The sequence below is a fragment of the Microcoleus sp. N9_A1 genome, assembly GCF_036701795.1.
GTDB lineage: Bacteria > Cyanobacteriota > Cyanobacteriia > Cyanobacteriales > Microcoleaceae > Microcoleus.
In genome coordinates this window covers 113,777-137,549 of sequence record NZ_JAUBRI010000005.1, presented here as the reverse complement: position 1 = coordinate 137,549, position 23,773 = coordinate 113,777, and the positions used below count along the sequence as shown (strand labels likewise).

The following is a 23,773-nucleotide window of genomic DNA, read 5'->3' as shown; positions in this document are numbered from 1 at the left end:
TAAAAGTGCGATCGCGCAAAGACTCAGAAACCGGGTTTCTTAACCCAATCTCGGTAAGGATGCCCAAATTCTCGCAGAAACCCGGTTTCTTGCCATCGCGCCAAGACTCAGAAACCGGGTTTCTTAACCAAATCTCGGTAAGGATGCCCAAATTCTCGCAGAAACCCGGTTTCTTGCCATCGCGCCAAGACTCAGAAAATAAGTAAATTATGACTAATCTATGTCCACAAAAACGCGATCGCCCTCAATCTTTACCGGATAAGATTCCAGGGAATCGCTGGGTGCATTCAAGCATTTACCAGTATCTAACTTGTACTGATATTTGTGAAAGGGACAGGTAATGATGCCGTTATTTACCTTACCCATGTCGATCGGATATTCTAAATGAGTGCAAGCATTGCGGTAACAAGTTACATTCATGCCTTGACGATTCAAAATCACTGAAGTTTCGTCAACTTTTACCTTCAACACACCCCATTCGGGAACTTGATTGAGCCCTGTTATCTCTACCCACATAAAATATTTTTCCTCTGAAAAAACCTGAGCGGGACTTACGCAGAACCTAATTATGTAGGGCGCGCATTGCACACTTTACTGCTATTCGTAGCGTCTCCAACCACTCACTTTTTGCGTAAGTGCAGATTATCTTATTCCAGCTTTTCCCTACGGATGAATCTGACTCAAAATCAACCGCAACCTGTCGTAATCATCCTTCAACAAAACACTCAAATTCCTGCCCGCTTCCACCAACCAAGCTCGATCGCGCATCCGCAACTGATAAATCTCCCGAATCGCGGCCGCCGTCAGCGCATCCACCGGCGCATTAGTCACCCCCAGCAGCGTCCTCAAAAAATCCAACTGCACCGTAAAATCAATCACCTCATCCGGTTCGCAGCGATAAACCGCCTGATGAATTTGCGGCGGGCGCGGCGGCAAATACTGATAAATTTTACCCCTCGATGGGCCGTGACCGTTCAACCTTTCCGGCGCAGCCTCAAACCCCACAATCGCCACTCGAAACTCGGTTTTTAGCATCGCAAAAATCTGCGGTTGTTCCTCCCGCAACTCTTCCAGCGACAAACCCAAAGCGCGAGCTCTGTGCACCGAGTCGATCGGGCTAGTCGTAGCGTAATAAACCACGCCGTAAATTTGATTTTTTGACTCTTCATCCTCGGCCTTCACCCAACTCCCAAAAGGTGGCATCACGGGAAAGCTTAAGTCTTCCGGTTCCAAACATTGAGCCAAAAACTCCGAAGTTGCCGTCTCGATTACCTCAGCAATGCGATCGGGATGGCGCTCTTTTGTAGCAAATTGGGGTAAAGGTAAACGCATATTAGTCAGTTGACAGTTGACAGTTGGCAGTTGACAGTTGGTTATTTATTATTTGTTATTTGTTATTTGTTAGTGGGTACTAATAACCAATAACAAATAACCCTTCGGCTCCGCTCAGGGCGACGCAACTGACTAATGACCCATGACTAATGACTACTTGGCGCGGCCAGCAGTAGCATCCACAAGTTCCAACTGCGATAGCCGGAAAGTGATTAACTTGTCCCAATTGCCGCCTTCAAACAATACCGCGACTTTCCCGTCGGTAACTCGCTGAACTTGTCCTTGAAAAGCGTAGTAAATCTCGCCCTTATCTTTAACTCGAACTGCCGATCCAGGAAAAATCATAATTTTTTGAATGTGATGTTTGCTGTTTATAGTTTACCGTTTCTTGGCGATCGAGTTCGGAGACGGCAATGCCGTCTCCCTACCTCAAAATAATCAGGTAGGGACACGGCACTGCCGTCTCCTGATTTCAGGTAATGTTAATTTCAATGTAATTTAGGCTAAGGCTGCTACGGAAACTTTACCCGCAATGCGGCCCGCGATCGCCCGCAACTCCCTAGCTGAAGCAGAACCCGGTTGTCCCACCACGATCGGCACCCCCGAATCGCCACCTTCCCGCAACGGAATTTCCAGCGGAATGCGGCCTAACAGCGGCACTCCCAACTCAGCAGCAGTCTTTTCCCCGCCACCAGAACCGAAAATATCGTATTGCTTGTCAGGCATATCCGGTGGCACAAAATAGCTCATGTTTTCCACAATTCCCAATACCGACACTCCCAACTGCTGGAACATCTTTAACCCCTTGCGAGAGTCCAACAAAGCCACAGTCTGCGGCGTCGTCACGATTACCACACCAGCCATCGGCACCGCCTGCGCCATCGTCAACTGCGCGTCTCCTGTACCCGGAGGCATATCGACAATCAGATAGTCTAAATCGCCCCAATTCACCTGATAGAGGAACTGCCGAATGATCCCGTTTAACATCGGGCCGCGCCAAATCACGGGTTGGTCTTTGTCAATTAAAAACGCCATCGACACTAATTTGACGCCGTAATTGAAGGCGGGTTCTAAGCTTTCCCCGCTTTTTCCATCCCTAACCATCACTTTCGCGTCCCCCAAACCCAACATTGTCGGGTCGTTGGGCCCATAGATATCCGCATCCAGCAAACCCACCTTAGCGCCGGTTTGCGCCAGCGCTACTGCCACATTTACCGCCACCGTGCTTTTGCCGACGCCACCTTTGCCGCTGGAAATTGCGATAATATTTTTCACGCCTTCAATGCCTTGGCGATCGACCACCCCCTTCTGCTGGGGCGTCTCGGCTGTCACCTCCACCGCCACTTTTTCGACTCCTGGCAACTGTTTGACCGCTTTTTGGCAATCTTCGACAATAAATTCTCGCAGCGGGCAAGCAGGCGTTGTCAGCACTAAAGTAAAACTGACTGTACCGCCGTCGATTTTGATGTTACGAATCATGTTCAATTCCACCAAACTTTTTTGAATTTCGGGGTCTTGCACAGGTCGCAGGATTTCTAAGACTGAACTAACATCGAGTGTATTGGGCATTGTGTTCTCCACCATAGCTCTGCAATTGGGTTAGCGAATTTTCGATCGCAGGTTTAAGTATATTTTTATTGCTATTTTTTAATGTAACTTCATAGCGATCATTTGCAGACCTACGGTGGCATAATTACATGGCAACTGGATTTGGGAATCATTGCCCATCTAAGACTAAAATCTGACAACAGAAAATTTTATGACAGTTTCTACCACACTTAAAACCGCCACTTCCCCGTTTTTGCCACCGGCTGACTCTAGAGCTAGAGTCAGCCAATTTATGAAAAGCCTACAAGACGAAATTTGTCAATCCCTCGAACAGCTCGATGGCGGTGGCAAATTTAAGGAGGACTCTTGGGAACGCTCCGAAGGCGGCGGCGGACGTTCTCGCGTGATGCGCGAAGGCAATGTGTTTGAACAAGGGGGAGTCAATTTTTCCCAAGTCTGGGGCGAAAGTTTGCCGGCCTTGATTCTGGCAAAGCACCCAGAAGCCGCCGGTCACGATTTCTATGCAACAGGCACTTCGATGGTGCTGCACCCCCGCAATCCCTATTTGCCTACGGTTCACCTGAATTACCGCTATTTTGAGGCAGGCCCGATCTGGTGGTTTGGCGGCGGTGTGGATTTGACTCCTTATTACCCGTTGGCTGAGGATGCAGCTCATTTTCACAAAACTCTGAAAGCAGCTTGCGATCGCCACCATCCCGGATATTATCCGACATTTAAACTTTGGTGCGACGAATATTTCTACCTGCCTCACCGCCAAGAAACCCGCGGCGTGGGCGGCCTGTTTTTTGACTACCAAAGCGCTCAAGGCGCGCTTTACCGCGACCATCATGTCAAAGGCAAGGCCGCTGAGTGCAGCAACAACATCGGGGTGCCCGAACCTAGAACTTGGGAGTCGCTGTTCGCCTTCGTACAGGACTGCGGCCGGGCATTTTTGCCGGCTTACACCCCCATTATTGAAAAGCACCGATCGAAAGAATACGGCGAACACGAGCGTAATTTCCAACTTTACCGCCGCGGCCGTTACGTTGAATTTAACTTAGTGTACGATCGAGGCACAACCTTTGGCTTGCAGACCAACGGACGCACCGAATCGATTTTAATGTCCCTGCCACCTTTGGTACGCTGGGAATACTGCTACGAGCCAGAACCCAACTCTCCAGAAGCCGAACTCTACTCCAAGTTCCTAAAACCGCAAGATTGGGCGAATTGGATGCCTCAGCAGTCACCGACCTGAGTTAAACTACTGGGACAGTAACCACCGCGATAGATAATAAATTTGAGGGAAGGGTCAGTGATTCATATTGATCAAAAAACCCACACGCTTCAAGACGGTACAACAGTTATCGTCTTAGCACCGACAGGACGGTTGGACATCACTACAGCTTGGCAATTCCGCCTCAAGTTGCAAGAGTGTATTTCCAAACTCAGCCGCCATGTCGTCGTGAATCTTGGTCAGGTTAACTTTATAGATAGCTCTGGTCTGACTTCATTGGTAGCAGGTATGCGCGATGCGGATAAAGTTAAGGGAAGTTTCCGCATTTGCAATGTTCATCCCGAAGCCAAACTGGTGTTTGAAGTCACCATGATGGATTCTGTGTTTGAAATCTTTGAGACGGAAGAAGAAGCTCTAGAGGGGGTGCCGCGCGCAAGTTGAGCACTCCCGCTTGCATCGGTTGCGGTGTAAGCGCAATTTAAGCTTGAGGCTCACAAAACGCGCAGAAACCCTGCACAAGAACAGGAAGCAGGTAAATTATTTCCGGCTTCCTTCTGCCTTCTTCCTTTCTTGAGAGGTTGAGAGGTTCACCAAAACACTAAAGTAGAAGAATAGGTCAAGGTAAAGTCTTGCCTTCTATCCTAGATAGCTAAATCTTTCTTCCTTGTTTCTTGTTGCTTGTTGCTTCTTGCTTCAAACCAATATCTCAGCAGCAAAATCCTGACGCTTGACAAATCTAAAAGGGCCCATTAAAGCTCCCCAGATAGCCTTGCCTGTCGTGGGGCTTATTCCTTTGTCGTAGCTAAGAAATTCCTCGCCTGCGGCTTCAAATCCCAAGTCTACTTGGTAATTTTGCCCCCCGTAGGCAAAGCCGCAGCGAGTGCCCTCCGGCAAAGATGCCCGAAACCGATAGCTGTTTGAGGCTAAATTTTGCACTGCAACCGACAGGGTGCAGCCGGGGAGGAGTTGGATTTGCTCCTTCGTTAGCTTTCCAAGCAAGTCGGGGTTGCAACCGGCTCCTTTGACGGCTGCGATATCCTTGAACATATAATACTGAGCTTCGATAAGTCCCGGCGCTATCTGTGAGTGCCTCAGTTGCACGATGCGGGGGCGGTATGGCTTGTCTAATTCCAGAATGTTGGCTTGTTCGGCAAACAGGGCAATGCTGGGTTCGGAAAATAAAGGAACCGGTAGTGGTCTTTGCCACAAACGAAGGTGGACGTACCACGCCGGCTCTGCTAGCGCTTGTTCCCGGTTGTCAAATTCGCCCGCCATGTACTGAGCTAAAGCTATTAATTCAGGAGAAATTGTCATGTTTGTTTGATTTTTGACGATTAGGGTTGACAAAAACAAGTTATCGTGATATGTAAGGCCATGTCTAGGCTGGGCAAGTCAGAAGATTAGATTTTTGACATCCACCCTGACCTAAAGGTACAGGGATTCCCAATCGTCACCGATTAGGTTTCTGCTTCATAGCACCCGCCCTAACAGATTTGCTCTGTTCGGGTCTTACGGTCGCTCCACAGACTGACACGGCTAGCCCAGCCGCCAAAATGTTTTTTGCTGCGTTAATGTCACGATCGTGGTTTGCGCCACACTTAGGGCATTCCCATTCTCGAATATTCAACGGCAATTTTTCAACAATGTGACCGCAGTTTCCACAGCGTTTAGAGCTGGGAAACCAGCGGTCTATTTTTACAAACTCTCGCCCATACCACTGGCACTTGTAACTTAGCTGGCGAATTAACTCGCCCCAACTAGCGTCACTAATAGCAAGAGCTAATTTATGGTTTTTCACCATATTCTTGATAGCCAAGTCCTCAACGACAATCGTTTGATTTTCACGAATGATTTGAGTTGTTAGTTTGTGCAAGAAATCTTTGCGGACATCGACTATTTGTGCGTGGACTCTAGCCAGTTGCACCCGCGCTTTTTCACGGTTACGACTTCCTTTTTGCTTTTTGGCTAGAGCTTTTTGCTTCCTTTTTAACTTCTTACGAAGCTGCTTGAAATGCTTGGGGTTGGCAATCTTATTGCCGTCGCTAGTAGCAATCAGGCTACTAATTCCCACGTCCAAGCCGATTGTTTTATTTGTTTTGGGAAGTGGTTTGAGCGTGTAGTCGTCTACAAGTATAGAGACATACCAGCGTCCAGCCGGTGTTAGTTTTACCGTAATAGTAGAAGGAACACAGCTTGCTGGAATTTGTTTGCTCCAGCGAATAGGTAGCGGGTCATTGCACTTTGCCAGAAACACTTGCCCGTTTTTCCAACGGAAAGCTGACTTGGTGAACTCAGCGCTACCACCGTTGTGTTTTTTTTTGAAATTAGGGTACTTGGCTCGTCCCCCAAAGAAATTGGTAAAAGCTGTTTGAAGGTGTCTGAGTCCCTGTTGAAGAGGTACGCAACTAACTTCGTTGAGGAAGTCGAGTTCCTCTTCTTTTTTCCAATTCGTCAGCATCGAGGAAGTTTCTCTGTAGCCAACCCTCTCTTGACGCTCGTACCAAGCTTCCGTGCGGGCCGCCAAAGCCTTGTTATACACTAACCGGGTACAACCCATTGTCCGTCGCAAGAGATTTTCTTGCTCGACGGTCGGGTAGAATCGGTAGCGGTAGGCTTTTTCCATCTTCACGCTCTAGCACGTCTTTTGTGAGTTAGTCGCTTTGGTTTTGTGTCTTTTTGTGAAGCCGTCCTATAAGGACGGGGTTTCTACCCATTTTTCTGATGAGCGATCCCAGAAGAGCTATGATTGTAAAGATACTGGGGTTTTGCCCCTCCTATTGCGACATATTAATGGTTGCTGCCGATCGCGCGTAAAATTTTTTTGATAAAATTTTGTCTCGCAAGGAGGCGGCAACGCTTAAAAAACTGGCAATCTTTGTCAGCCCGATCGCAGAATTGACTCCCCCGACTTTACTCACGCCGCGCTGGCACGCCCGCTACGGCAAAATTATTTATCTATAAGACTCAGGTGAACAATAACCGTACTGTTTCAGATACTAAGCGAAGTTTCTATACGATTCACACTCGACCGATCAACTCAATTTACCGTCGAGTGGTGGAAGAGTTGATGGTAGAAATGCACTTGCTTTCGGCGAATGCCGATTTTCAATACGACCCGATTTATGCTTTGGGTGTAGTGACAGCTTTTGATCGATTCATGCTTGGGTACGCCCCAGAAGCCGACAGACTTTCGATTTTTAACGCTTTGTGCAAGTCCCTAGAAGACGATCCCGAACGCTACAAGCAAGACGCTCAGCGCTTGGAAAGCTTGGCAGATAGACTTTCCGGGTCAGAGTTGCTCTCGTGGCTCGATCGCTCCACCAGCTTTCAAGATACAGGAGATTTGCAAGCATCTTTAGGGGCGATCGCCAGCAACGCTCAATTTAAGTACAGTCGCTTGTTCGCGATCGGCTTGTTCTCGCTGTTAGAAAAAGCTGACCCCGACATGGTAAAAGACCAAGAAACGCGAAACGACGCGATCGCCAAAGTCTGTGTGGCATTGCACCTGCCTGAAGACAAAGTTAGTAAAGATTTAGATTTGTACCGCAGCAATTTGGAAAAAATGGCCCAAGCACGAATAGTGCTTCAAGATGTCATCCAAGCGGAACGGAAAAAACGCGAAAAACGCGAAACAAAAGTTACCGTCGGCCCCTCGGCTGACTCTTCTGACACCAACAATTAATCGTTTGAAGGAAGAAGGAAGGAAGGAAGAAGAAGGAAGAAGAAAGAAAGAAGGAAGAAGAAAGAAGGAAGAAGGAAGGAAGGAAGAAGGAAGAAGAAATTTTTTATTTGATTTAACAAATAAAGAAAGCTCTTAAATTTTAAGTTTTTTTCTTGAATTCTGGCTTCGGTCTTGTGCCTTCTGGCTTCTGCCTTCAGATGAATGTTAGAGGACTAAGGTGAAATGTCACACCCTCATCTACTTGTAGGGCGCGTTAGACTCCTTTATTGAACGACTATCGAGGATTTCGGGATAATAGAGCACCTTACTATATATGATGCCAGTTGCCTACGTCCTGTGTTAGTGGCTCATATCAAATCCGGTAGCATCATCAGGCGTAAAATCCAGTCAACAGTCAACAATCACGGACAGTACAACCGGAATTGATCTAATTTATCTGCGTTAATCTGTGTTGCATCTGCCCTCATCTGCGGTTAAAAAAAGAGAATGTATTAACCGCAGATGACAATCGATTAACGCTGATTCACACAGAGGTCGAGAATAGATATATGAATAATTCCGATGCTAACAGATTTGAGATCAGAAACTAAAAATCCCGCTTTCTGAATTGAGCGGGATCGACTTAATCAAAATAGAGCCGTTGGGAGTGGTACTACGGCTACTGCTCAAAATTAGTGGCGTTAGCTTGCAGCCAAGTGCTTAGCTGTGAAAGAACTTCGTTTCCAGAAGACTTGCCCAAAGCTGTAGGGTTTGGAGTGTCGGGCCTGTCCAAGTTGCGGGCGATCGCTGCGTTGACTTCTTTGGAAATCAAATCGTGAAGTTGCTCTTTAGCCCTAGCCCTTTGAAAGTGAGCGCCCTCTTCCGTCGTAGCGTACAGAGGTGGCAGCCTATTTAAAGCATAAGCGGCAATATCTCCCACATCCAGACTTAGGTCGCTCGTCGCTTCAATTTCGGCCACCCTAGCGATCGCATCGCTGAGTACCAACTCTTCCATCACGTTGATGAACTGTTTGCGTGGCAGAACCACAACTTCGCCAGTCAACAAAGAGCCCATCAGACGATCGAGAGCCATGTACTCTTCGATCGACAATTCCGAAGCCGTATTGCAGATCCGTCCCACCTCAGCTTCCATAGACGGCGTTAAATAACCGTCCTGCAAAGCTTGTTCAACAATTTTTTCAATACTCATATATGCGTCCCCACTCAACGGCATCATTAATAGAGTTTTTTTTGAAGACGCGATTGTTAGCGTCTTGAGATTCGAGTTTTGAGGGTTGAGTTGAGAAATTTTATACAAATCCTAACTCAATACGGATAACCCCTGAACAGTTATCTGCACACCCCAGCCACAAACTTACCCCATAATTGACGGCTTTATTCGTCAAAATCCGTAAAAATTCCTACTCAACTCCCTGAAGGCGCCAAGGTACAGGATCGACGGACTGCCCATGCACGTAAAGTCCCCAATGCAGGTGAGGGCCTGTCGAAGCCCCCGTTGACCCCAGAGCACCAATTACTTGACCGGCTTTCACGACATCGCCTTCCTTGACATCAATCCGGCTGAGGTGCATCAAAATACTTGCTACCCCTTGACCGTGGTCGATACCAACGACATTCCCGTGGATTTTGAACCCTTGGGATTCGCGTCCCACTAGAGACACCCGACCTGCTGCTGGTGCGACTACAGGGGAACCGTAAGCACCCGCGTAATCAACGCCGCGGTGGTAGTAGTCCTGAGCAAATACCCCATTATAATACCGCCGCACCCCGTAAATACTGGTGATTTCGCCGGAGTTGGGGCGCAACAATTTGCCGTCCCAAAATTTTTCGGGTGTCACCAGTGCTTTAAATGCGTCTACGCGATCAAACTCCGCATCTGTACCTTCCTCGTCTTTCCCAGGCGGTAGCCAGATGGATTGAGTGGGAAAATTTCGATCGCGCACTTGCACGCTCAATTTTTGCACTTGTCCGTCACCTGTGACTTGAAGAAGGCGGGCACCGGCTTTCTCAACCGGCGTCGTCGGCAGCAGGGCCCGAAAGCGTCCGTTGCCGATCGGAAACGCGGGGTAGTTTTTTTGCTGGAGAGAAACTTTGGGAGTTTCGCCACCGTTACCGTCAACCTGAATCATTACTGACAGCGTATCTCCCAGTTCGGGATTTTTCGGGGTCACAACTACCTGCAAAGCTTGCACCGGCAGGGCAAAACTTAGAATGCCAGCAACAATTCCCCCGATTGAACTGGCGGTTAGCTTGTTTGCTTTCAACTGCCGCCACCGCAAAATCAGACTTGTAATTATTTCCGTACTTAGCCCGCACTTGTCTCGATTCACAGTCATTACCATCACTAGCTGTCCTTAACGTTTCTCTCGCGGAGATATTTTCAACTATCTAGACTCACTATAGCAATCCTCAATCGGTCGATAGAAACAGCCGTAGTTCTGTTGACTGTTGACTGTTGATAGTTGATAGCTACCCCTACCTGGAAGGAAGAGGATTGGAGTAATGAATAGTCTTCTTTTAATTTCTCCCGATCGGGCTTTGGGCTTTAAACCAATTCTTTCTGGTAAAAAGCTTGGGAAACTCAAAAATTTGGAGATGAGAGACTAACTTAAATAAATACTTAACTTGAGGTGATAAGAATAATAAAAATTACCGTAGTGCGGGGAGGAAAACCCGCTTGAGGCAGACTGTCACCCTACCGTTTCCACCACAAATCCAGGAAAGCCGAAGTTTTAACCGAAACACTCTTCATCTATAGCCGGATGGGATTATATTTTATAATCCATAGCTACTCTTGCATAACTTTCCACAATTAGTATTAGTTATAGTTGACGGCGCTGCGACATAATTATTATTGTTAACTCGTCGGCTGTTAAATTAATTCTTTCTTGGCAGTTTACTTTCTTAGAACCTTCCTCAAAATTTCTAGTTGTAGCCTACTTTTTAGGAAAATACTACTGATTCCCAAATCTGAGATCTCCTAGCTAAAAGGGTATGAGATAAAAATCGAGAATTCCTCTAGTCTTATTACCGAGATTTATAGAGATTCAAAGGTAGCGGTGAAGCCATTTAAGGTTAAGCATTCTTCCATAAACTCTTCTACATCATTGACATCCTCAAGCTGATACTCCATGATGCGTTGAGCATCGCCTTTCATCTTTTTGGAAGAAAGAGGTGTAGCCGGATATTTATCTGCGATCGCTTTGAAAGCTTTAGAATGGGTATCCCAGCTTGCAGCAGAACATTTTATGATTAAAAGCCACATGATTAAATTCCTCATTAGGTTTGGTTAACTAATAGTCTGACCAAAGAAAAAGTTAGCTCGATAGTGCCGACAAATCAAGGGATTCTGTGGTTTGGAAAAAAGCTAAAAGCCGAGCCACTATGCGAGCGACACCACCCTTAACATTCGACTCAACATTCAAAGGCATCACTGGATCGTGGAGTGATAAGCGTAACAGAAACCAGCCGGATTCGCTAGCTGAGGTGCAGGAAATTCTCAGACCTTCGTAGTTATTGGGAACTATTTTCCAGTCTGCTTGCGTTGAGACAAATTCTTGCAGTTGCTCAATAACACGATCGCCGTGAGCCTTGAAATCATCTACACCAAGTTTAATCCGAAATTCTGCACTTTCTTCCGGTTCTTTTAAATTCGCAATTAAATCTGGCAAAGATTGGTTTGCTAGCTTTGACTTAGCCAATTCAATCAATAATTTGCTGACCAAATAAGCGCCATCATCCAAAAAGTAATTTTCTTTCAAAGCTCCATGTCCAGAGGTTTCAATCGCCAGCCATGATTCCTGTCCGGCTTCATTGAGGCGAACCGACTCGTCAATCACATTTTTGTAGCCGCGTTTAAAGCGATGGTGAATCCCTTTTATATCCTGTTCGATGAATTGTGTCAAGCCATCGGAGGTGATAGAATCGGTAACAATGGTAGAGCCTGGGTGTTCTTGTAATACGATCGCAGAAATCAAGGCAATTAAGCGATTGCGATTGAGTTCCTTGCCAACTTGATCGACGGCCGCACTGCGATCGACATCGGTATCAAAAATAATCCCAAAATCAGCTTGATGTTCAATTACCGCTTGACAAATCGACTGCATTGCCTGTTTATCTTCGGGATTTGGCACATGATTCGGGAAAGTACCATCGGGTTCTAAAAACTGACTGCCCGTGGTGTCTGCACCTAAAGGTTTTAAGACTTTATCAACATAAAAACCGCCAGCACCATTGCCTGCATCTACAACAATTTTTAATCCTGTCAGCGGCTGCTCAAAATTATCGGGATGATTGACTGATTCCCTAATCTTGGTGACAAATTGGTTAGCATAAACGGAGATAAAATCATGCTTTGTAATCTTACCTGGCGATGAGGCTGGCTGAAAGTAATTGCTTTGGGCTAGTGTTAAGATATCTGTAATATCCTGCTTTTGTAAGCCACCTTTGGCGGTGAAAAACTTTAAGCCATTTCGATTAAATGGCAAATGGCTAGCAGTGAGCATAATCGCGCCGTCGCAATCAAAACCAGGGGTAATTGTACTCATAAACATGGCGGGGGTTGAGGCCATGTCAAAGTCGTACACTGTTGCACCAACTGAGGTGATTCCCTCCATGACTGCTTGCATTAAGGTTGGCCCTGATAGGCGGCTGTCACGCCCGATCGCGATCGTTAATTCGGCCGCTGGCTTATTGACTTTTTGCACCAGCCAACTGACAAAGGATTTACCTAAGATTGTCGCAATTTCGGGCGTTAGGTTGACTGTTTCATTGGGAACGCCTTCGAGGGCGATACCGCGAATGTCTGATCCATTTTGAAGTTTTGTCCAGTTGAAGATTTGCATAATAATTGATGGTAAGTAAAAAGATCGGAGTCGGCGGTTAAAACCGATCGTACAAACTTTCGTTTGCCGCTAGACGGTTCGACTCAGCTTCGCCGAAATTCTTTCACGGACTAAGAAATAAAGACGGGAGAAATCTAGGATTTGGTATTATTAGTCATTACGGTGACAGAGTTTTTCAATTCAATCAGCTAAGCGGCATTTAAGTTGTATTTAAAGAAACAATCCCCGTCTTGTGGGTGGGATTTGAGCAACGCCCAAAATATCCAATTGAAATGTTGACCCGCTTACTGAGACTTTTGACCCCATCACCGCTAAGCTTAAGCTCTAATTCCTTAGTCGCGTTCAACGCTGTAAATGGCCTGCAAGCGGAACTCACCATGAGCGGGAACTTCCACAATATCTGTAGCTGCATTGGTAGTTTCTACGCAGAGTAAACGCTGATAATCTGCATCATCAAGGTCGGCCATACTTGCAGAAATTGTCACCCAGGGATTCCATACTACGACGGATTTACTACCCGATGATTTAATGCGAATCTGACGATTGAGGGCGCTATCGTCAATGACTAATTCCTTGGTGACATCAAGATAAATGCGATCGACTTCACCTGTAATTGCTACTGCACCCACTTGAGTTTTTTCGACACCACCATCAGCTTTATCAAGATACTGGCTATTTTCTAAACCCAAAACCTGCACCCGGTTGATATCGCCGACTTGGAAATAGGTGTGGAAAGCTTGGGTGAGGGGAAATGCTTTGTCGCCCTTATTGCGGGTGATTAATTCTACAGTGAGGCTGGTGCCGATCGTAATTGCGATCGCCAATTCAAAGGCTTGCGGCCAAATTGCTCTAGTTTCATCGGTATCCTTGAGTCCTAGAGTGACTTTGGTTGCGCCGTCTGGGGTTGTGGCGGTTTCCAGCACATTCCAGAGGCGATTCCGCACAAACCCATGACTCGGACGCCCCAAGGCTTCGGGATCTGGGCCAAACCAGGGCCAACAGATGGGTATACCGCCTTTGATGGCTTTCCCTTCGGCGTAGTAGGCTTTGTCGCTGACGAACATCAAGTCTGTGGTTTCGGTGGCTGGTTGAAAGGAGAGCACTTGACCGGAATACACAGAAATTAAGGCTTTGGCTTGACCGTTGTCGATGTGAATCATCGGGAAACCACCGTTTCCCGTGGCGAAGGTGAGGTGGCCGGCAATGCCGTAGTCTGTGTTTAATTGGTCAATACTCATGCTGTTAGCTTGGTGAATTGCTTTACAATTATCCGATATTATGGTTGCGAGATTGATTAGATTGTTGAGTTTGACCTGGGAGGGTGCGATCGACACAACGATGCCCTCAGAGAAACGAATTGGAGTGCCAACCGATCGCGAGGGGATGTGCGATCGAACCCACCGACGCACCTTGCTGATATCTGGGTAAGCAAGCTAATGCAGCAGTTGATCAAAAGACGGCGCAGCCGCAAAACCCCGCATCTTTTCGAGGGTGATTATCCGGCGACAATTGCCAGGGATGCGCCGCAAACACGGCTGTTTGCGCTGTCCGACTGACTGCATCGGCTAGCGTTGGGATCGAAACTTCACTTGTTAGCGACGGAGTTTCGCCGAAACCCGGTAAGTCCAGTGCGATCGCTTCCGGTTCGGCGTTAGTGAATCAAGCTATGGACGATCCAGGAACAGTTCAGCCTTTGAGCCGTATTCAATTGAGAATCGATCGACTCTGAGGCGCGCCACTTCACAACTCCTGACGAGTCGGGCGGATGATCATTTCGTTGACATCCACATCACCGGGCTGCTCAATGGCATAGGCAATCGCCCGGGCGATCGCATCAGCATCAATGGCGACTGAATACAACTGATTTATCCCTGATGCCGTCTCACCATGAGTGATGGTACTGGTTAACTCAGTGGCAACTGCACCGGGGGAAATGTTGGTAGAACGAATTTCACCGTTTGACTCCAGCCGCAGCCCTTCGGAAATCGCTCGCACGGCATACTTGGTAGCACAGTAAACTGCCGCCGCCGGAAATACTTTGTGTCCTGCAACGGACGACAAGTTGATTACATGGCCGGACTTCTGTTGGCGCATAGTCGGCAGCACCGCAGCGATGCCGTAAAGCACGCCTTTAATGTTGACATCAATCATTTGATCCCACTCATCGACCTTAATCTGGTCGAGGGGAGACAGGGGCATTAAACCCGCATTGTTGACCAGCACATCAATCCGTCCATAGGTTTCCAGCGTTGCGTCCGCCAATGCTTGCACCTGAGCGCGATCGGCAACATCGGTGACTCGATAGGCAACGGTGCCACCTGTTTTTTTGATCGAAGCCACCAAGTCTTTGAGCCTATCTTCGCGGCGGGCAGCAAGCATCAGTTTGGCTCCGCTGGCGGCTAAACGATGAGCGGTGGCTTCACCTAAACCGCTACTTGCTCCTGTAATGATGACAACCTTGTTTTGAATCTCAGACATATTCACTCCTGTTTGTTGATTAAATCGGCTCACCTAAAACCGATCGCAAATCCGCTTAATTACCAAGCGCGATCGTATTGAATTGGAGCAGGCACTGATTGACGTAGTTGCTTCGCAGCCCGCATCGGCCAATAAGGATCGCGCAGCATTTCTCTGGCAAGTAATACCATATCTGCTTGACCTGTACGGATGATGTGGTCGGCCTGCGCGGCTGCAGTAATCATACCAACGGCTCCGGTGGCGATGTTCGCTTCGCGTCGAATGCGATCGGCAAAAATAGTTTGATAACCTGCACCCGTCGGAATTTTTTCACCCGGTACAATTGCGCCTGAGGAACAATCGATTAAATCAACGCCCAGTGACTTTAATTTATCGCTGAGTGCAATACTTTGTTCAATGTCCCAACCATTTGGAAGCCAATCGGTTGCAGAGATGCGAACCCAAAGCGGTGTTCGATCGGGCAAAACATTTCGCACCGCTTGTACAACTTCACATAAAAACCGGATGCGATGCTCAAAACTGCCACCATAGTCATCAGTCCGTTGATTGCTCAAGGGAGACATAAATTCATGCAGTAGATAGCCATGAGCCGCATGAATCTCGATTACGTCAAATCCGGCTGCGAGGGCGCGTTGGGCTGCGCTGACAAAGAGTGTCGTCTGCTTCTGAATGTCTTCGATACTCAGAGCGGTCGGGGCGGGGCTATTGGGTTCAAAAGGAATGGCGCTAGGGGCGATCGAAGTCCATCCTCCTTGAGATTCTGAAAGCACATCGCCGCCATCCCACGGAGGCGCTGTACTGGCTTTTCGACCTGCATGAGCCAGTTGAATTCCAGCAACCGCACCGTTGCGGTGAATTAACTCGACGATTCGCGCCAACATTTCAATGTGAGCATCTTGCCAGATTCCCAAATCTTGTGGCGTAATTCGTCCTTCAGGCTCGACTGCCGCTGCTTCCGTCATCACCAGCCCTGCCCCTCCTACCGCTCGACTGACAAGATGAACCAAATGCCAATCATTCGCGAATCCATCCACGCTTGAATATTGACACATGGGAGAAACTGCAATGCGATTTCGGAAGCTAACGCCACGTTGATCCAATGGCTCAAATAAATGCGACATGGTTGTAAACCCGTGAGTTATATAAATGCACAGATGTCAAGTACAGACTTTCTTGACACTGGGAAGTTGACTGACTTCATTCCACCAAGTCTGCAGCGAAGAACTTTGCGCGATCGTTGCTTCGTACTCTGGGGTCTGCGAGAGGTAGGTGAAGACTGGAATTAGGTAGAAATCGGCAACGCTCAGTTCGTGACCGAGCAAATACGGACTGCCTAAATAAAGTTAGGGACTCCCTACTTTAGCGCCGTCTTTACAGGTGCGACGGCAGCTTTGTCCAACCTACATCCCTAATGGACTGGTCATTTTGAGGTATCAAGAGCAACGACACAATTACTTGTCTAAAACCTAAATCTTTAGTGTTAGCAAAACCGGGAATTACTAGAAAAAAACACCAAAGTGTCAGAGTAATTATCCAGTATATCGGGTAAATCCGCAAGTATGGCTTGACTAAAAACGATTTTAACTAATTATTTTTACCAAAAAAAATGGTTTAAAGCCGGAACCCATAAGCGGGAGAAATTAAAAGAAGACTATTCATTACTCCAATCCTCTTCCTTCCAGGTAGAGGTCGCTATCTTGCGGTCAACTGTCAACTGTCAACTGTCAACTGAACGATCGCCAATCTGTGAACGTACACCATGATCAAACCGCTCACTACAAAAAAGTAATCAACATAACTCCACCCAGCCTCAAATTGATTAAAAAAAGTAACTTGATTTAATCTGTCCGCCCTCATCAGGTTGAGGTGAAACATTACCCCCAATAAAGCCCCAATGCGTCGATCAACTTGCAAGAGGTTAAGCTTTTTGTGAGGAGTGAAACTCTTTAGCCTCAAAAAATACCGGGTTATATAGTTGCAGTTGCCCTGGCTCACCAACTACAGTCAACCCACTAAACATAGTCAACACATTAGATACTATAATATAACTTTATACTTTTTTCATAAAGTTGTGCAAGAAGACTTCCGACTGATCGTTGACTTAGTTCTAGTTCTCGCTGCTGCCGCTGCAGGAGGACTCTTTGCATCGCTATTGCGACAGCCGGTAATTCTCGGGTATCTCCTGGGAGGGATCGTAGTTGGGCCGGCCGGTTTGGGGCTGATTAAAGAATTAATTCAGGTAGACACCCTGGCTGAATTCGGGGTTGCTTTTCTGTTATTTGCCTTGGGAGTGGAATTTTCTTTCGCCGAACTCCAGAAAGTAAAAGCCATTAGTTTGGGCGGGGGGGGCTTGCAAATTGTGCTGACGATCGCCATTACTACTGCAATTTCCTTGGCTGTAGGTTGGGTAGAATCGCCCGCCCAAGGCGTGTTTTTAGGGTCGATTCTGTCGCTTTCCTCTACAGCAGTTGTACTCAAGTGCTTGATGGAACGCAACGAAAGCGGTACTTCCCACGGTCAAGTCATGCTGGGAATATTAGTAGTTCAAGATTTGGCCTTGGGGCTAATGCTAGCAGTTTTGCCGGCACTCAATCAGCCAGCAGAAGCGATCGGCATGACGGTAGCTTGGGCTCTGCTGCGGATCGGCTTATTTGCTGCAGGTGCTGTAATTGCAGGCATTTGGATTGTCCCGCAGTTGCTGCGCTATCTCGCGAAAACAGAAAGCCGCGAACTATTTTTGCTGGGAGTTGTGGTTCTGGCTTTAGGTATTGCGCTGCTGACAGAATATTTGGGTTTCTCGATCGAGATGGGCGCATTTGTGGCGGGTTTAATGATTTCGGAGGTGGAATATGCCGACCAAACTCTAACTTACGTTGAGCCTTTGCGAGATATTTTTGCATCCTTATTTTTTGTCACCATCGGTATGTTAATCGACCCGATGTTTCTCTGGAGCCATCTAGAAGTAATTCTGGGACTGGTATTTATAGTATTTGTCGGCAAATTCTTGATCATCGCGCCACTCGTTAGGCTATTTGGTTATCCACTAAAAACAGCATTGATCGTAGGTTTGGGCTTAGCTCAAATCGGAGAATTCTCCTTTGTACTCGCTAGTGCCGGTCAAATGATGGGGCTGGTTTCGCGGGACGTTTACCTGTTAATTTTAGGAACGACAGCAGTCACCCTCGTGCTAACTCCGTTTGTATTGAGAAGCGTGCCGCAGTTATTGAAATGGGCGGAAAATTTCGGGCCTTTGCAGCGCTATTTTGACGAAACATCTCAACCTGTGGCAATAGCTGAAACTTTGCCGGAACAAAATTATGTTGTGGTTTGTGGCTACGGGCGAGTCGGCAGAATTTTAGTCAAAATGCTGCAAAGTCGCAACTGTTCAGTTGTGGTGATCGACGAGTCAGAAAGTAGAATTCAAGAGTGCAGAATGCAAGGAATTCCTTACATTTACGGGAATGCTGCCAGCTTGCACGTATTGGAAGCTGCGCGGGTGGAACGGGCAAAAGCCATGGCGATCGCCCTTCCCGATCCCATGAGCACTCGCTTGTGTCTGAAGCGGGCTTTAGAATTAGTCCCGGATTTGGATATTGTGGTGCGGGCAAACCAAGATAAAGACATCGAACTGCTTTACCAACTGGGTGCCTGGGAAGTAGTGCAGCCGGAGTTTGAGGCCAGTTTAGAACTGTCTTCCCACTTGCTGGCTAGTATTGGGATCTCGGCAATGGCGATCGGGCGGGAAGTGCAGCAAATTCGCAGCAGCCGCTATCTGGAATTGCGGCCACCGCGCGAACCTTTGGCGATTTCGCGGGATTTGAAAGTGGCGGTTCGAGATATGAACAGCGAGTGGTACAGTTTGCCGCAGGGTTCTCCCATCACCAGCATGACTCTGGAAGAAACTAACTTGCGACAGTTGACAGGGGTCAGCGTGATGGCGATCGTCCGCGAGAATGGCGAGGAAATTGATTATCCTAACGGGAAGACAGCTTTGCAGCCGGGCGATCGGCTTTTTGTAGTGGGAGAACCGGAAGAACTCATCAGTTTTGAGTTGCTGGCGAAGGGGGAAGTTGCAGTGCCGCAGGGCGACAGTTCTTGCCAGTGGCTGAGGCTGCCAGCAAACAGCCCTTGGGCGGGCAAAAAACTGTCAGAGGTAGATGTACTCGCCCAGTACGGCGTGCAGGTGCGGGCGATCCGCCGGGAAGGGAAATTTACTCGCTGGCCGGACGGAACTAGCAATTTGCAAGAAGGCGATCGTTTGCTGCTGTGCGGCGGCTTCTACGAGCTCGGCTTGATGCAGCGGACGGCCTCACCGCCGGTGCCGCAACCTGCTTTAAAGCTGCCTTTGGTCAAGGCCCAAGTCATCGAAAAGCTGTTTAGCGATTAGTCAGCGGGCAGTTGGCAGTTGGCGGTTGTCAGTTGGCAGTTGGCAGTTGCCAATTGGCAATTGGCAGTTGTCAGTTGGCAGTTGACTGTGGTGAGCTTTCCAGCGAACAGTCAACAGTCAACAGCGAACAGTCAACAGCGAACAGTCAACAGTCAACTGCCCCATTCACCATTCCCCACTCTCAGCCGTTGGGTTTGAGATAAGCAATTGCTGGTCGCGAGATCAGAATTTGTGTTTCTGAGGGATCGAGGAGGCAAATGCAGCTATTATCCTGCCAAAAAATTCTGCCAGCTATTAAGTCGCCGGTCAGGAGTTTGATCTCCACCTGTTGTTTGTCTTTGATGTAGCTTTGTATTAAGCGAATGCTGGGCAATCCGGTTTCAAATTCAGACATAGTTCAGAAAAATATAGTCAAATATTACCTTAAACCATATTCTTCTGTTTATACCGTTTAACCCTTACTGCCGCAATTACAAGTGCCTGTACCCGATGAGAGAGAAACCAGTTGGCGGTTACTTTTCGACTGATATTCATTGAGCCATTGACATCAGCATTAATTAGATATCCCTGTAGAGTTATAAAAATTATATTTGTTTATATTTGACTAGAAAGGACTATAAATTGCATAAAGTTTTATAATACTGGGAAATGGGTAATTTGGTAATCAAATTATCTAATCAGTTTTAACCAAAAGAGGTTTGTTTTTTATGCCGATCGAGTTTGCGAAGTATCACGGACTGGGCAATGATTTTATTCTGATTGACAACCGCCACTCCTCGGAACCGGTGATAACACCAGAACAAGCTGTCGAAATGTGCGATCGACATTTTGGCATTGGCGCAGACGGCGTGATTTTTGCTCTTCCGGGTCAAAATGGCACTGACTATACGATGCGGATTTTTAATTCCGACGGTTCGGAACCGGAAATGTGCGGCAACGGGATTCGCTGTTTGGCTAAGTTTATCGCCGATTTGGAATCGAAAGAAGTTCACCCCCCCCAACCCCCCCTTGCTAAGGGGGGGAGTGAATCTAAGAGTGAGTACCGGATTCACACCGGTGCGGGCGTTATTATCACCGAATTGCGATCGGACGGTCAAGTTAAGGTGGATATGGGAGTTCCCCGGCTGCTGGCTGCGGAAATTCCGACAACTTTGGCCGCACCGGATGCTAAAGCTATTGATGTGCCGATCGAAGTAGACGGTAAATCTTGGTCTGTTACCTGTGTCAGCATGGGTAATCCTCACTGCATTACTTTTGTAGACGATGTTGCTGCTGTTGCTTTAGAAACTGTCGGGCCTGTGTTCGAGCACCACCCAGCCTTCCCGCAGCGCACAAATACCGAATTCATTCAAGTAATACGATCGGACTACGTAAAAATGCGGGTGTGGGAAAGAGGCGCAGGTGTTACTCTAGCTTGTGGGACTGGTGCTTGTGCTGCTGTGGTAGCTGGAGTGTTGGTCGCTAAGTGCGATCGGGCAACTGCTGTTGAGCTCCCCGGTGGCGTTTTGGAAATCGAATGGGCAGAAGTTTCTGGGCGGATTTACATGACCGGGCCGGCACAGCAAGTATTTACTGGCTTTATTGCTAATTAGTGTGTTAACAGTCAACAGTCAACAGCGAACAGTTAACAGTTAACAGTTAACTGTTCAAACAATGAAAATCTCAAATTGAGTAGGTGGACTTGCATGGCTGGAGGTATTTATCTGATTCAGGACGACGACAGGCTGGTTGAAATGATGGAACAGCCCTACGACTCGGAAGACCAGTTACAAGACTTGCTAGTAACTTATCCTAACTTGATCGCCGGAGACCAAATCGATCGGGCGACGGCGCGCAGGTGGCTGTTAATTTCGCGGGAAGCAGCAGCGCCCACCGATGAGGAAACAGCCGTCCAGTGGTCGCTGGATCATTTATTTCTCGACCAAAATGCAGTTCCTACTTTGGTGGATGTCAGGCGCACTCCTAATGCCGAACTGCGGCAAAAAGTTTTGGGTCAGTCGATCGACTATGCTGCGAATGCGGTAGTTCACTGGCCAGTCGATTCAATTATTGCTCTGTTTGAAGCTAATTGTCGCGATCGGGGCCGCGATCCCGAACAGATTTTTGAAGAGTTTCTGGGCGCGGATGCTAATGAAGATAGGTTTTGGCAGAAGGTTAAAACTAATTTGCAAGCGGGTAAAATTCGCTTAGTGTTTGTCGCTGACGAGATTTCCGCTGAAATGCGCCGAGTTGTGGAATTTCTCAACGAACAAATGGACCCGGTTGAAGTTTTTGCACTGGAAATTAAGCAGTATGTAAGTGAAGACGGTTTGAAAACATTGGTTCCCAGAGTCATCGGCCAGACAGCCGAAGCACAGCAGAAAAAATCCAGCGCAACGCGCGAAAGAAGGCGCTGGGATGAATCGTCATTTTTTGCGGAAATCAAGGCTAGACGGGGCGCGGACGAGGCGCAAATGGCAAGAGAAATTTACCTTTGGGCGAAAAGTCAAGAACCCGAAGTTCAAATCCAGTGGGGAACGGGGGACGCCTACGGCGGTTTTGCCGCCCAATTGCCTCAAAAGGGAAGAAAACCCTATCAGTTATTCACTGTAGATATTGCTGGCAGAATGGAGATTTCTGCTGATAATTACGGTTCCAGGCCACCGTTTAATGTGGAACAAAATTGGCTGGAATTGAGAAGTAAGCTGAGTTCGATCGGTCTGTCGTTACCTACGGAACCTGGGGAAAGAAGGTCGCCGAGTCTGGCTTTGTTTACTTTGCAGGATGAAGCTGCCCTCAAGCAAGTTATCGAAACTTTTGACTGGGTGATTGAGCAAATTAAAACCTTATAGTTACACTCAGAGATGATCGAAACGGAGGACACGGCAGTGCCGTTTCCCTACCGCCATTAATTGTAGGGAAACGGCATTGCCGTGTCCTGACTGTGGGTAATATTAATTCCGAGGCTACGGGATTTGATATGACGTACCCTACCCTATGTGCTGGGTAGTATGTATATGCCCGGTTCAGTGTCTGCCCCAGGAAGAATTTCACGGCTGCTTTTAACACCTTTACTTTCGCACAGATTTGCAAACGATTCTAAACCTTCTAATCTTGCTGAAAGTTCACTCAACCCATCCAAATATTCAGCTACAGCAATTTGGCGATGTGTCCATGTTTGATCAAATTTAGCAGAATTATAGGACATTTCAAACTCTACATCAACATAATTTTTTTTGCCTCGGATTTGGTCAGGAGATAAAGTGCGATCACTTGGTGATATTTCCGTAATTCGTTCTACTCGTTCTGAGGTAATATGGTTCTTAAACCGAGAATTAGTAAAGCGATAAGCAGTAGATAGATAAGGGTTTTCATCATTTATTAGTGCCTTACCCCATCTTTCGGCGACTTGTTTAAATTGGGGGATTTGTAACGCCAGTAATTCTTTAGCTTCTTGATGTTTCCCTATTTCTAAGAGAAGATTGGCTTCTGTTGCTATGGCTACAGCCCAACCTTGAATAGAAACATCAGCATTAAGCATAATTTCAGCATCTAATTCTGGGGTAGCTTGCATCGCTTGATTACTGAGAAATAATCCCACACTAGAAGCTGTTTTAATGGCAGATATCGGTGATTCATCAGGAAAACGAGAGCGAACGTCAAGTTCAGCTTTTAAAGCTGCAATTTCTTTAATTAGCATGGCTTGATGAAGATGGGAAATAGCTTTAGCAAGGCTTTTTTGCTTTTGGCGGCTGTCTTCTACCAATAAATACAGATATGCCAATTGTTCAGAGATAATATCTAAGCGATTATCAATCCGGTTAAAGCCTTCTTCCATTGACTGTTGAATGTGACCTAAAGTTTTTTGTACTTGGTGCAGTTTAGAGCCCATATAGGCAAAGCCAGCAATACTGATACCAAGGTTTAAAACACTTGCGCCGGCAGCAATTTGACTTAGCCCCATCACTGAGGATAAGGTTTTTTCAAAGCGGATTAATTTACTATCAATACCGATTAATTTATGATCAACACCTATTAATTTATGATAGGTAAGCCCATGACCAATAATATCAATTCCTCCCAAGATGGGGGAAAAGGGAACAGTCATCAGTTTGCTAGTCAGTCCGGGAGTTTCGGCTAAATGGCGGACAATTTGACCAGCCTTTACAGTTCCCGCAGCCCATCTAATAACGCTTCCATAGCGTTGCATGGAACCATCAAGTAAACCCTTGATAATTTCTGGATTTTTAACTAAAAGAGTGGCATCAATCAGCATTTTACTTTCTCCT

The 23,773-nt window shown here is 47.1% G+C and carries 26 protein-coding genes; 9 read left to right on the top strand and 17 right to left on the bottom strand.

Going from position 1 to position 23,773, the window contains the following annotated elements:
• Window positions 1-213: 213 nt before the first annotated feature.
• The 4 genes from QUA58_RS03905 to QUA58_RS03890 form a co-directional block, all read right to left on the bottom strand.
• On the bottom strand, window positions 214-516 hold the full coding sequence (locus tag QUA58_RS03905; RefSeq protein WP_333393098.1) for a Rieske (2Fe-2S) protein: 303 nt from the start codon (window positions 514-516) through the stop codon (window positions 214-216).
• A gap of 147 nt (window positions 517-663) precedes the next feature.
• The gene (locus QUA58_RS03900; protein ID WP_333393097.1) at window positions 664-1,332 is read right to left on the bottom strand and encodes an HAS-barrel domain-containing protein; all 669 of its coding nucleotides are present in this window, start codon (window positions 1,330-1,332) and stop codon (window positions 664-666) included.
• Between the two features lie 153 nt (window positions 1,333-1,485).
• Entirely contained in the window at window positions 1,486-1,677 is a 192-nt protein-coding gene (locus QUA58_RS03895; protein WP_293145052.1) for an NAD(P)H dehydrogenase subunit NdhS, read from the bottom strand.
• Window positions 1,678-1,830: 153 nt separating this feature from the next.
• On the bottom strand, window positions 1,831-2,901 hold the full coding sequence (locus tag QUA58_RS03890) for an Mrp/NBP35 family ATP-binding protein (RefSeq protein WP_333393096.1): 1,071 nt from the start codon (window positions 2,899-2,901) through the stop codon (window positions 1,831-1,833).
• 190 nt (window positions 2,902-3,091) lie between these two features.
• Here QUA58_RS03890 and hemF point away from each other — a divergent pair, with 190 nt between their 5' ends.
• On the top strand, window positions 3,092-4,135 hold the full coding sequence (gene hemF, locus QUA58_RS03885; protein ID WP_333248448.1) for an oxygen-dependent coproporphyrinogen oxidase: 1,044 nt from the start codon (window positions 3,092-3,094) through the stop codon (window positions 4,133-4,135).
• A 57-nt stretch (window positions 4,136-4,192) separates the two neighbouring features.
• On the top strand, window positions 4,193-4,555 hold the full coding sequence (locus QUA58_RS03880; RefSeq protein WP_006631392.1) for an STAS domain-containing protein: 363 nt from the start codon (window positions 4,193-4,195) through the stop codon (window positions 4,553-4,555).
• Window positions 4,556-4,807: 252 nt separating this feature from the next.
• Here QUA58_RS03880 and QUA58_RS03875 read toward each other — a convergent pair whose 3' ends face one another.
• Both QUA58_RS03875 and QUA58_RS03870 read right to left on the bottom strand, forming a co-directional pair.
• Window positions 4,808-5,428, bottom strand: coding sequence for a chromophore lyase CpcT/CpeT (locus tag QUA58_RS03875; RefSeq protein WP_333248450.1), 621 nt, complete (start codon window positions 5,426-5,428; stop codon window positions 4,808-4,810).
• Between the two features lie 136 nt (window positions 5,429-5,564).
• Window positions 5,565-6,737, bottom strand: coding sequence for an RNA-guided endonuclease TnpB family protein (locus tag QUA58_RS03870; RefSeq protein WP_333393094.1), 1,173 nt, complete (start codon window positions 6,735-6,737; stop codon window positions 5,565-5,567).
• A gap of 209 nt (window positions 6,738-6,946) precedes the next feature.
• Here QUA58_RS03870 and QUA58_RS03865 point away from each other — a divergent pair, with 209 nt between their 5' ends.
• The 3 genes from QUA58_RS03865 to QUA58_RS03855 are packed head-to-tail and all read left to right on the top strand — an operon-like array spanning window position 6,947 to window position 7,932.
• Window positions 6,947-7,075 carry a hypothetical protein gene (locus QUA58_RS03865; RefSeq protein ID WP_333248452.1) on the top strand — a complete coding sequence of 43 codons (129 nt, stop codon included), beginning with the start codon at window positions 6,947-6,949 and terminating at the stop codon, window positions 7,073-7,075.
• A gap of 7 nt (window positions 7,076-7,082) precedes the next feature.
• A complete protein-coding gene (gene psb29 / locus QUA58_RS03860; RefSeq protein WP_333393093.1) occupies window positions 7,083-7,796 on the top strand; it encodes a photosystem II biogenesis protein Psp29 in 714 nt (237 codons plus the stop codon).
• Window positions 7,797-7,800: 4 nt separating this feature from the next.
• A complete protein-coding gene (locus QUA58_RS03855) occupies window positions 7,801-7,932 on the top strand; it encodes a hypothetical protein (RefSeq protein WP_333393092.1) in 132 nt (43 codons plus the stop codon).
• Between the two features lie 522 nt (window positions 7,933-8,454).
• On the opposite strand, the gene QUA58_RS03850 is transcribed toward QUA58_RS03855, so the two are convergent.
• The 5 genes from QUA58_RS03850 to QUA58_RS03830 all read right to left on the bottom strand — a co-directional run bounded on the left by QUA58_RS03850 (window position 8,455) and on the right by QUA58_RS03830 (window position 13,878).
• Window positions 8,455-8,985: a late competence development ComFB family protein gene (locus tag QUA58_RS03850; protein WP_333248458.1), complete on the bottom strand. Its 531-nt coding sequence runs from the start codon at window positions 8,983-8,985 to the stop codon at window positions 8,455-8,457.
• Window positions 8,986-9,196: 211 nt separating this feature from the next.
• A complete protein-coding gene (locus QUA58_RS03845) occupies window positions 9,197-10,138 on the bottom strand; it encodes a M23 family metallopeptidase (RefSeq protein WP_333248545.1) in 942 nt (313 codons plus the stop codon).
• A gap of 695 nt (window positions 10,139-10,833) precedes the next feature.
• Entirely contained in the window at window positions 10,834-11,061 is a 228-nt protein-coding gene (locus QUA58_RS03840; protein ID WP_333248460.1) for a hypothetical protein, read from the bottom strand.
• Between the two features lie 52 nt (window positions 11,062-11,113).
• Window positions 11,114-12,640 (bottom strand): phosphomannomutase/phosphoglucomutase, encoded by a 1,527-nt coding sequence (locus QUA58_RS03835; RefSeq protein WP_333248462.1) that lies wholly within the window; start codon window positions 12,638-12,640, stop codon window positions 11,114-11,116.
• A gap of 332 nt (window positions 12,641-12,972) precedes the next feature.
• A complete protein-coding gene (locus QUA58_RS03830; RefSeq protein WP_333393091.1) occupies window positions 12,973-13,878 on the bottom strand; it encodes a D-hexose-6-phosphate mutarotase in 906 nt (301 codons plus the stop codon).
• Window positions 13,879-13,918: 40 nt separating this feature from the next.
• Between QUA58_RS03830 and QUA58_RS03825 the strand changes: the two genes are divergently transcribed.
• Complete coding sequence (locus QUA58_RS03825; protein ID WP_333248465.1) at window positions 13,919-14,068, top strand: hypothetical protein; 150 nt, start codon at window positions 13,919-13,921, stop codon at window positions 14,066-14,068.
• Window positions 14,069-14,380: 312 nt separating this feature from the next.
• On the opposite strand, the gene QUA58_RS03820 is transcribed toward QUA58_RS03825, so the two are convergent.
• From QUA58_RS03820 to QUA58_RS03805, 4 genes are all read right to left on the bottom strand, one after another.
• Entirely contained in the window at window positions 14,381-15,118 is a 738-nt protein-coding gene (locus QUA58_RS03820) for an SDR family oxidoreductase (protein WP_333248467.1), read from the bottom strand.
• Between the two features lie 59 nt (window positions 15,119-15,177).
• Complete coding sequence (locus QUA58_RS03815) at window positions 15,178-16,239, bottom strand: NADH:flavin oxidoreductase/NADH oxidase (RefSeq protein WP_333393090.1); 1,062 nt, start codon at window positions 16,237-16,239, stop codon at window positions 15,178-15,180.
• A gap of 36 nt (window positions 16,240-16,275) precedes the next feature.
• The gene (locus QUA58_RS03810) at window positions 16,276-16,440 is read right to left on the bottom strand and encodes a glutathione S-transferase family protein (protein WP_333248471.1); all 165 of its coding nucleotides are present in this window, start codon (window positions 16,438-16,440) and stop codon (window positions 16,276-16,278) included.
• A 388-nt stretch (window positions 16,441-16,828) separates the two neighbouring features.
• A complete protein-coding gene (locus QUA58_RS03805) occupies window positions 16,829-16,993 on the bottom strand; it encodes a hypothetical protein (RefSeq protein WP_333309491.1) in 165 nt (54 codons plus the stop codon).
• Between the two features lie 196 nt (window positions 16,994-17,189).
• Between QUA58_RS03805 and QUA58_RS03800 the strand changes: the two genes are divergently transcribed.
• Window positions 17,190-19,505: a cation:proton antiporter domain-containing protein gene (locus tag QUA58_RS03800; protein WP_333248475.1), complete on the top strand. Its 2,316-nt coding sequence runs from the start codon at window positions 17,190-17,192 to the stop codon at window positions 19,503-19,505.
• Window positions 19,506-19,686: 181 nt separating this feature from the next.
• Here QUA58_RS03800 and QUA58_RS03795 read toward each other — a convergent pair whose 3' ends face one another.
• Complete coding sequence (locus QUA58_RS03795) at window positions 19,687-19,899, bottom strand: Hfq-related RNA-binding protein (protein WP_333248478.1); 213 nt, start codon at window positions 19,897-19,899, stop codon at window positions 19,687-19,689.
• 313 nt (window positions 19,900-20,212) lie between these two features.
• Here QUA58_RS03795 and dapF point away from each other — a divergent pair, with 313 nt between their 5' ends.
• Both dapF and QUA58_RS03785 read left to right on the top strand, forming a co-directional pair.
• Window positions 20,213-21,097 carry a diaminopimelate epimerase gene (dapF, locus tag QUA58_RS03790; RefSeq protein ID WP_333393089.1) on the top strand — a complete coding sequence of 295 codons (885 nt, stop codon included), beginning with the start codon at window positions 20,213-20,215 and terminating at the stop codon, window positions 21,095-21,097.
• Window positions 21,098-21,190: 93 nt separating this feature from the next.
• Window positions 21,191-22,336, top strand: a complete 1,146-nt coding sequence (locus QUA58_RS03785) for a hypothetical protein (protein ID WP_333393088.1) — start codon at window positions 21,191-21,193, stop codon at window positions 22,334-22,336.
• A gap of 143 nt (window positions 22,337-22,479) precedes the next feature.
• Here the strand turns inward: QUA58_RS03785 and QUA58_RS03780 are convergent, their stop codons facing one another.
• Entirely contained in the window at window positions 22,480-23,760 is a 1,281-nt protein-coding gene (locus tag QUA58_RS03780) for a hypothetical protein (RefSeq protein WP_333393087.1), read from the bottom strand.
• Between the last annotated feature and the right edge of the window lie 13 nt (window positions 23,761-23,773).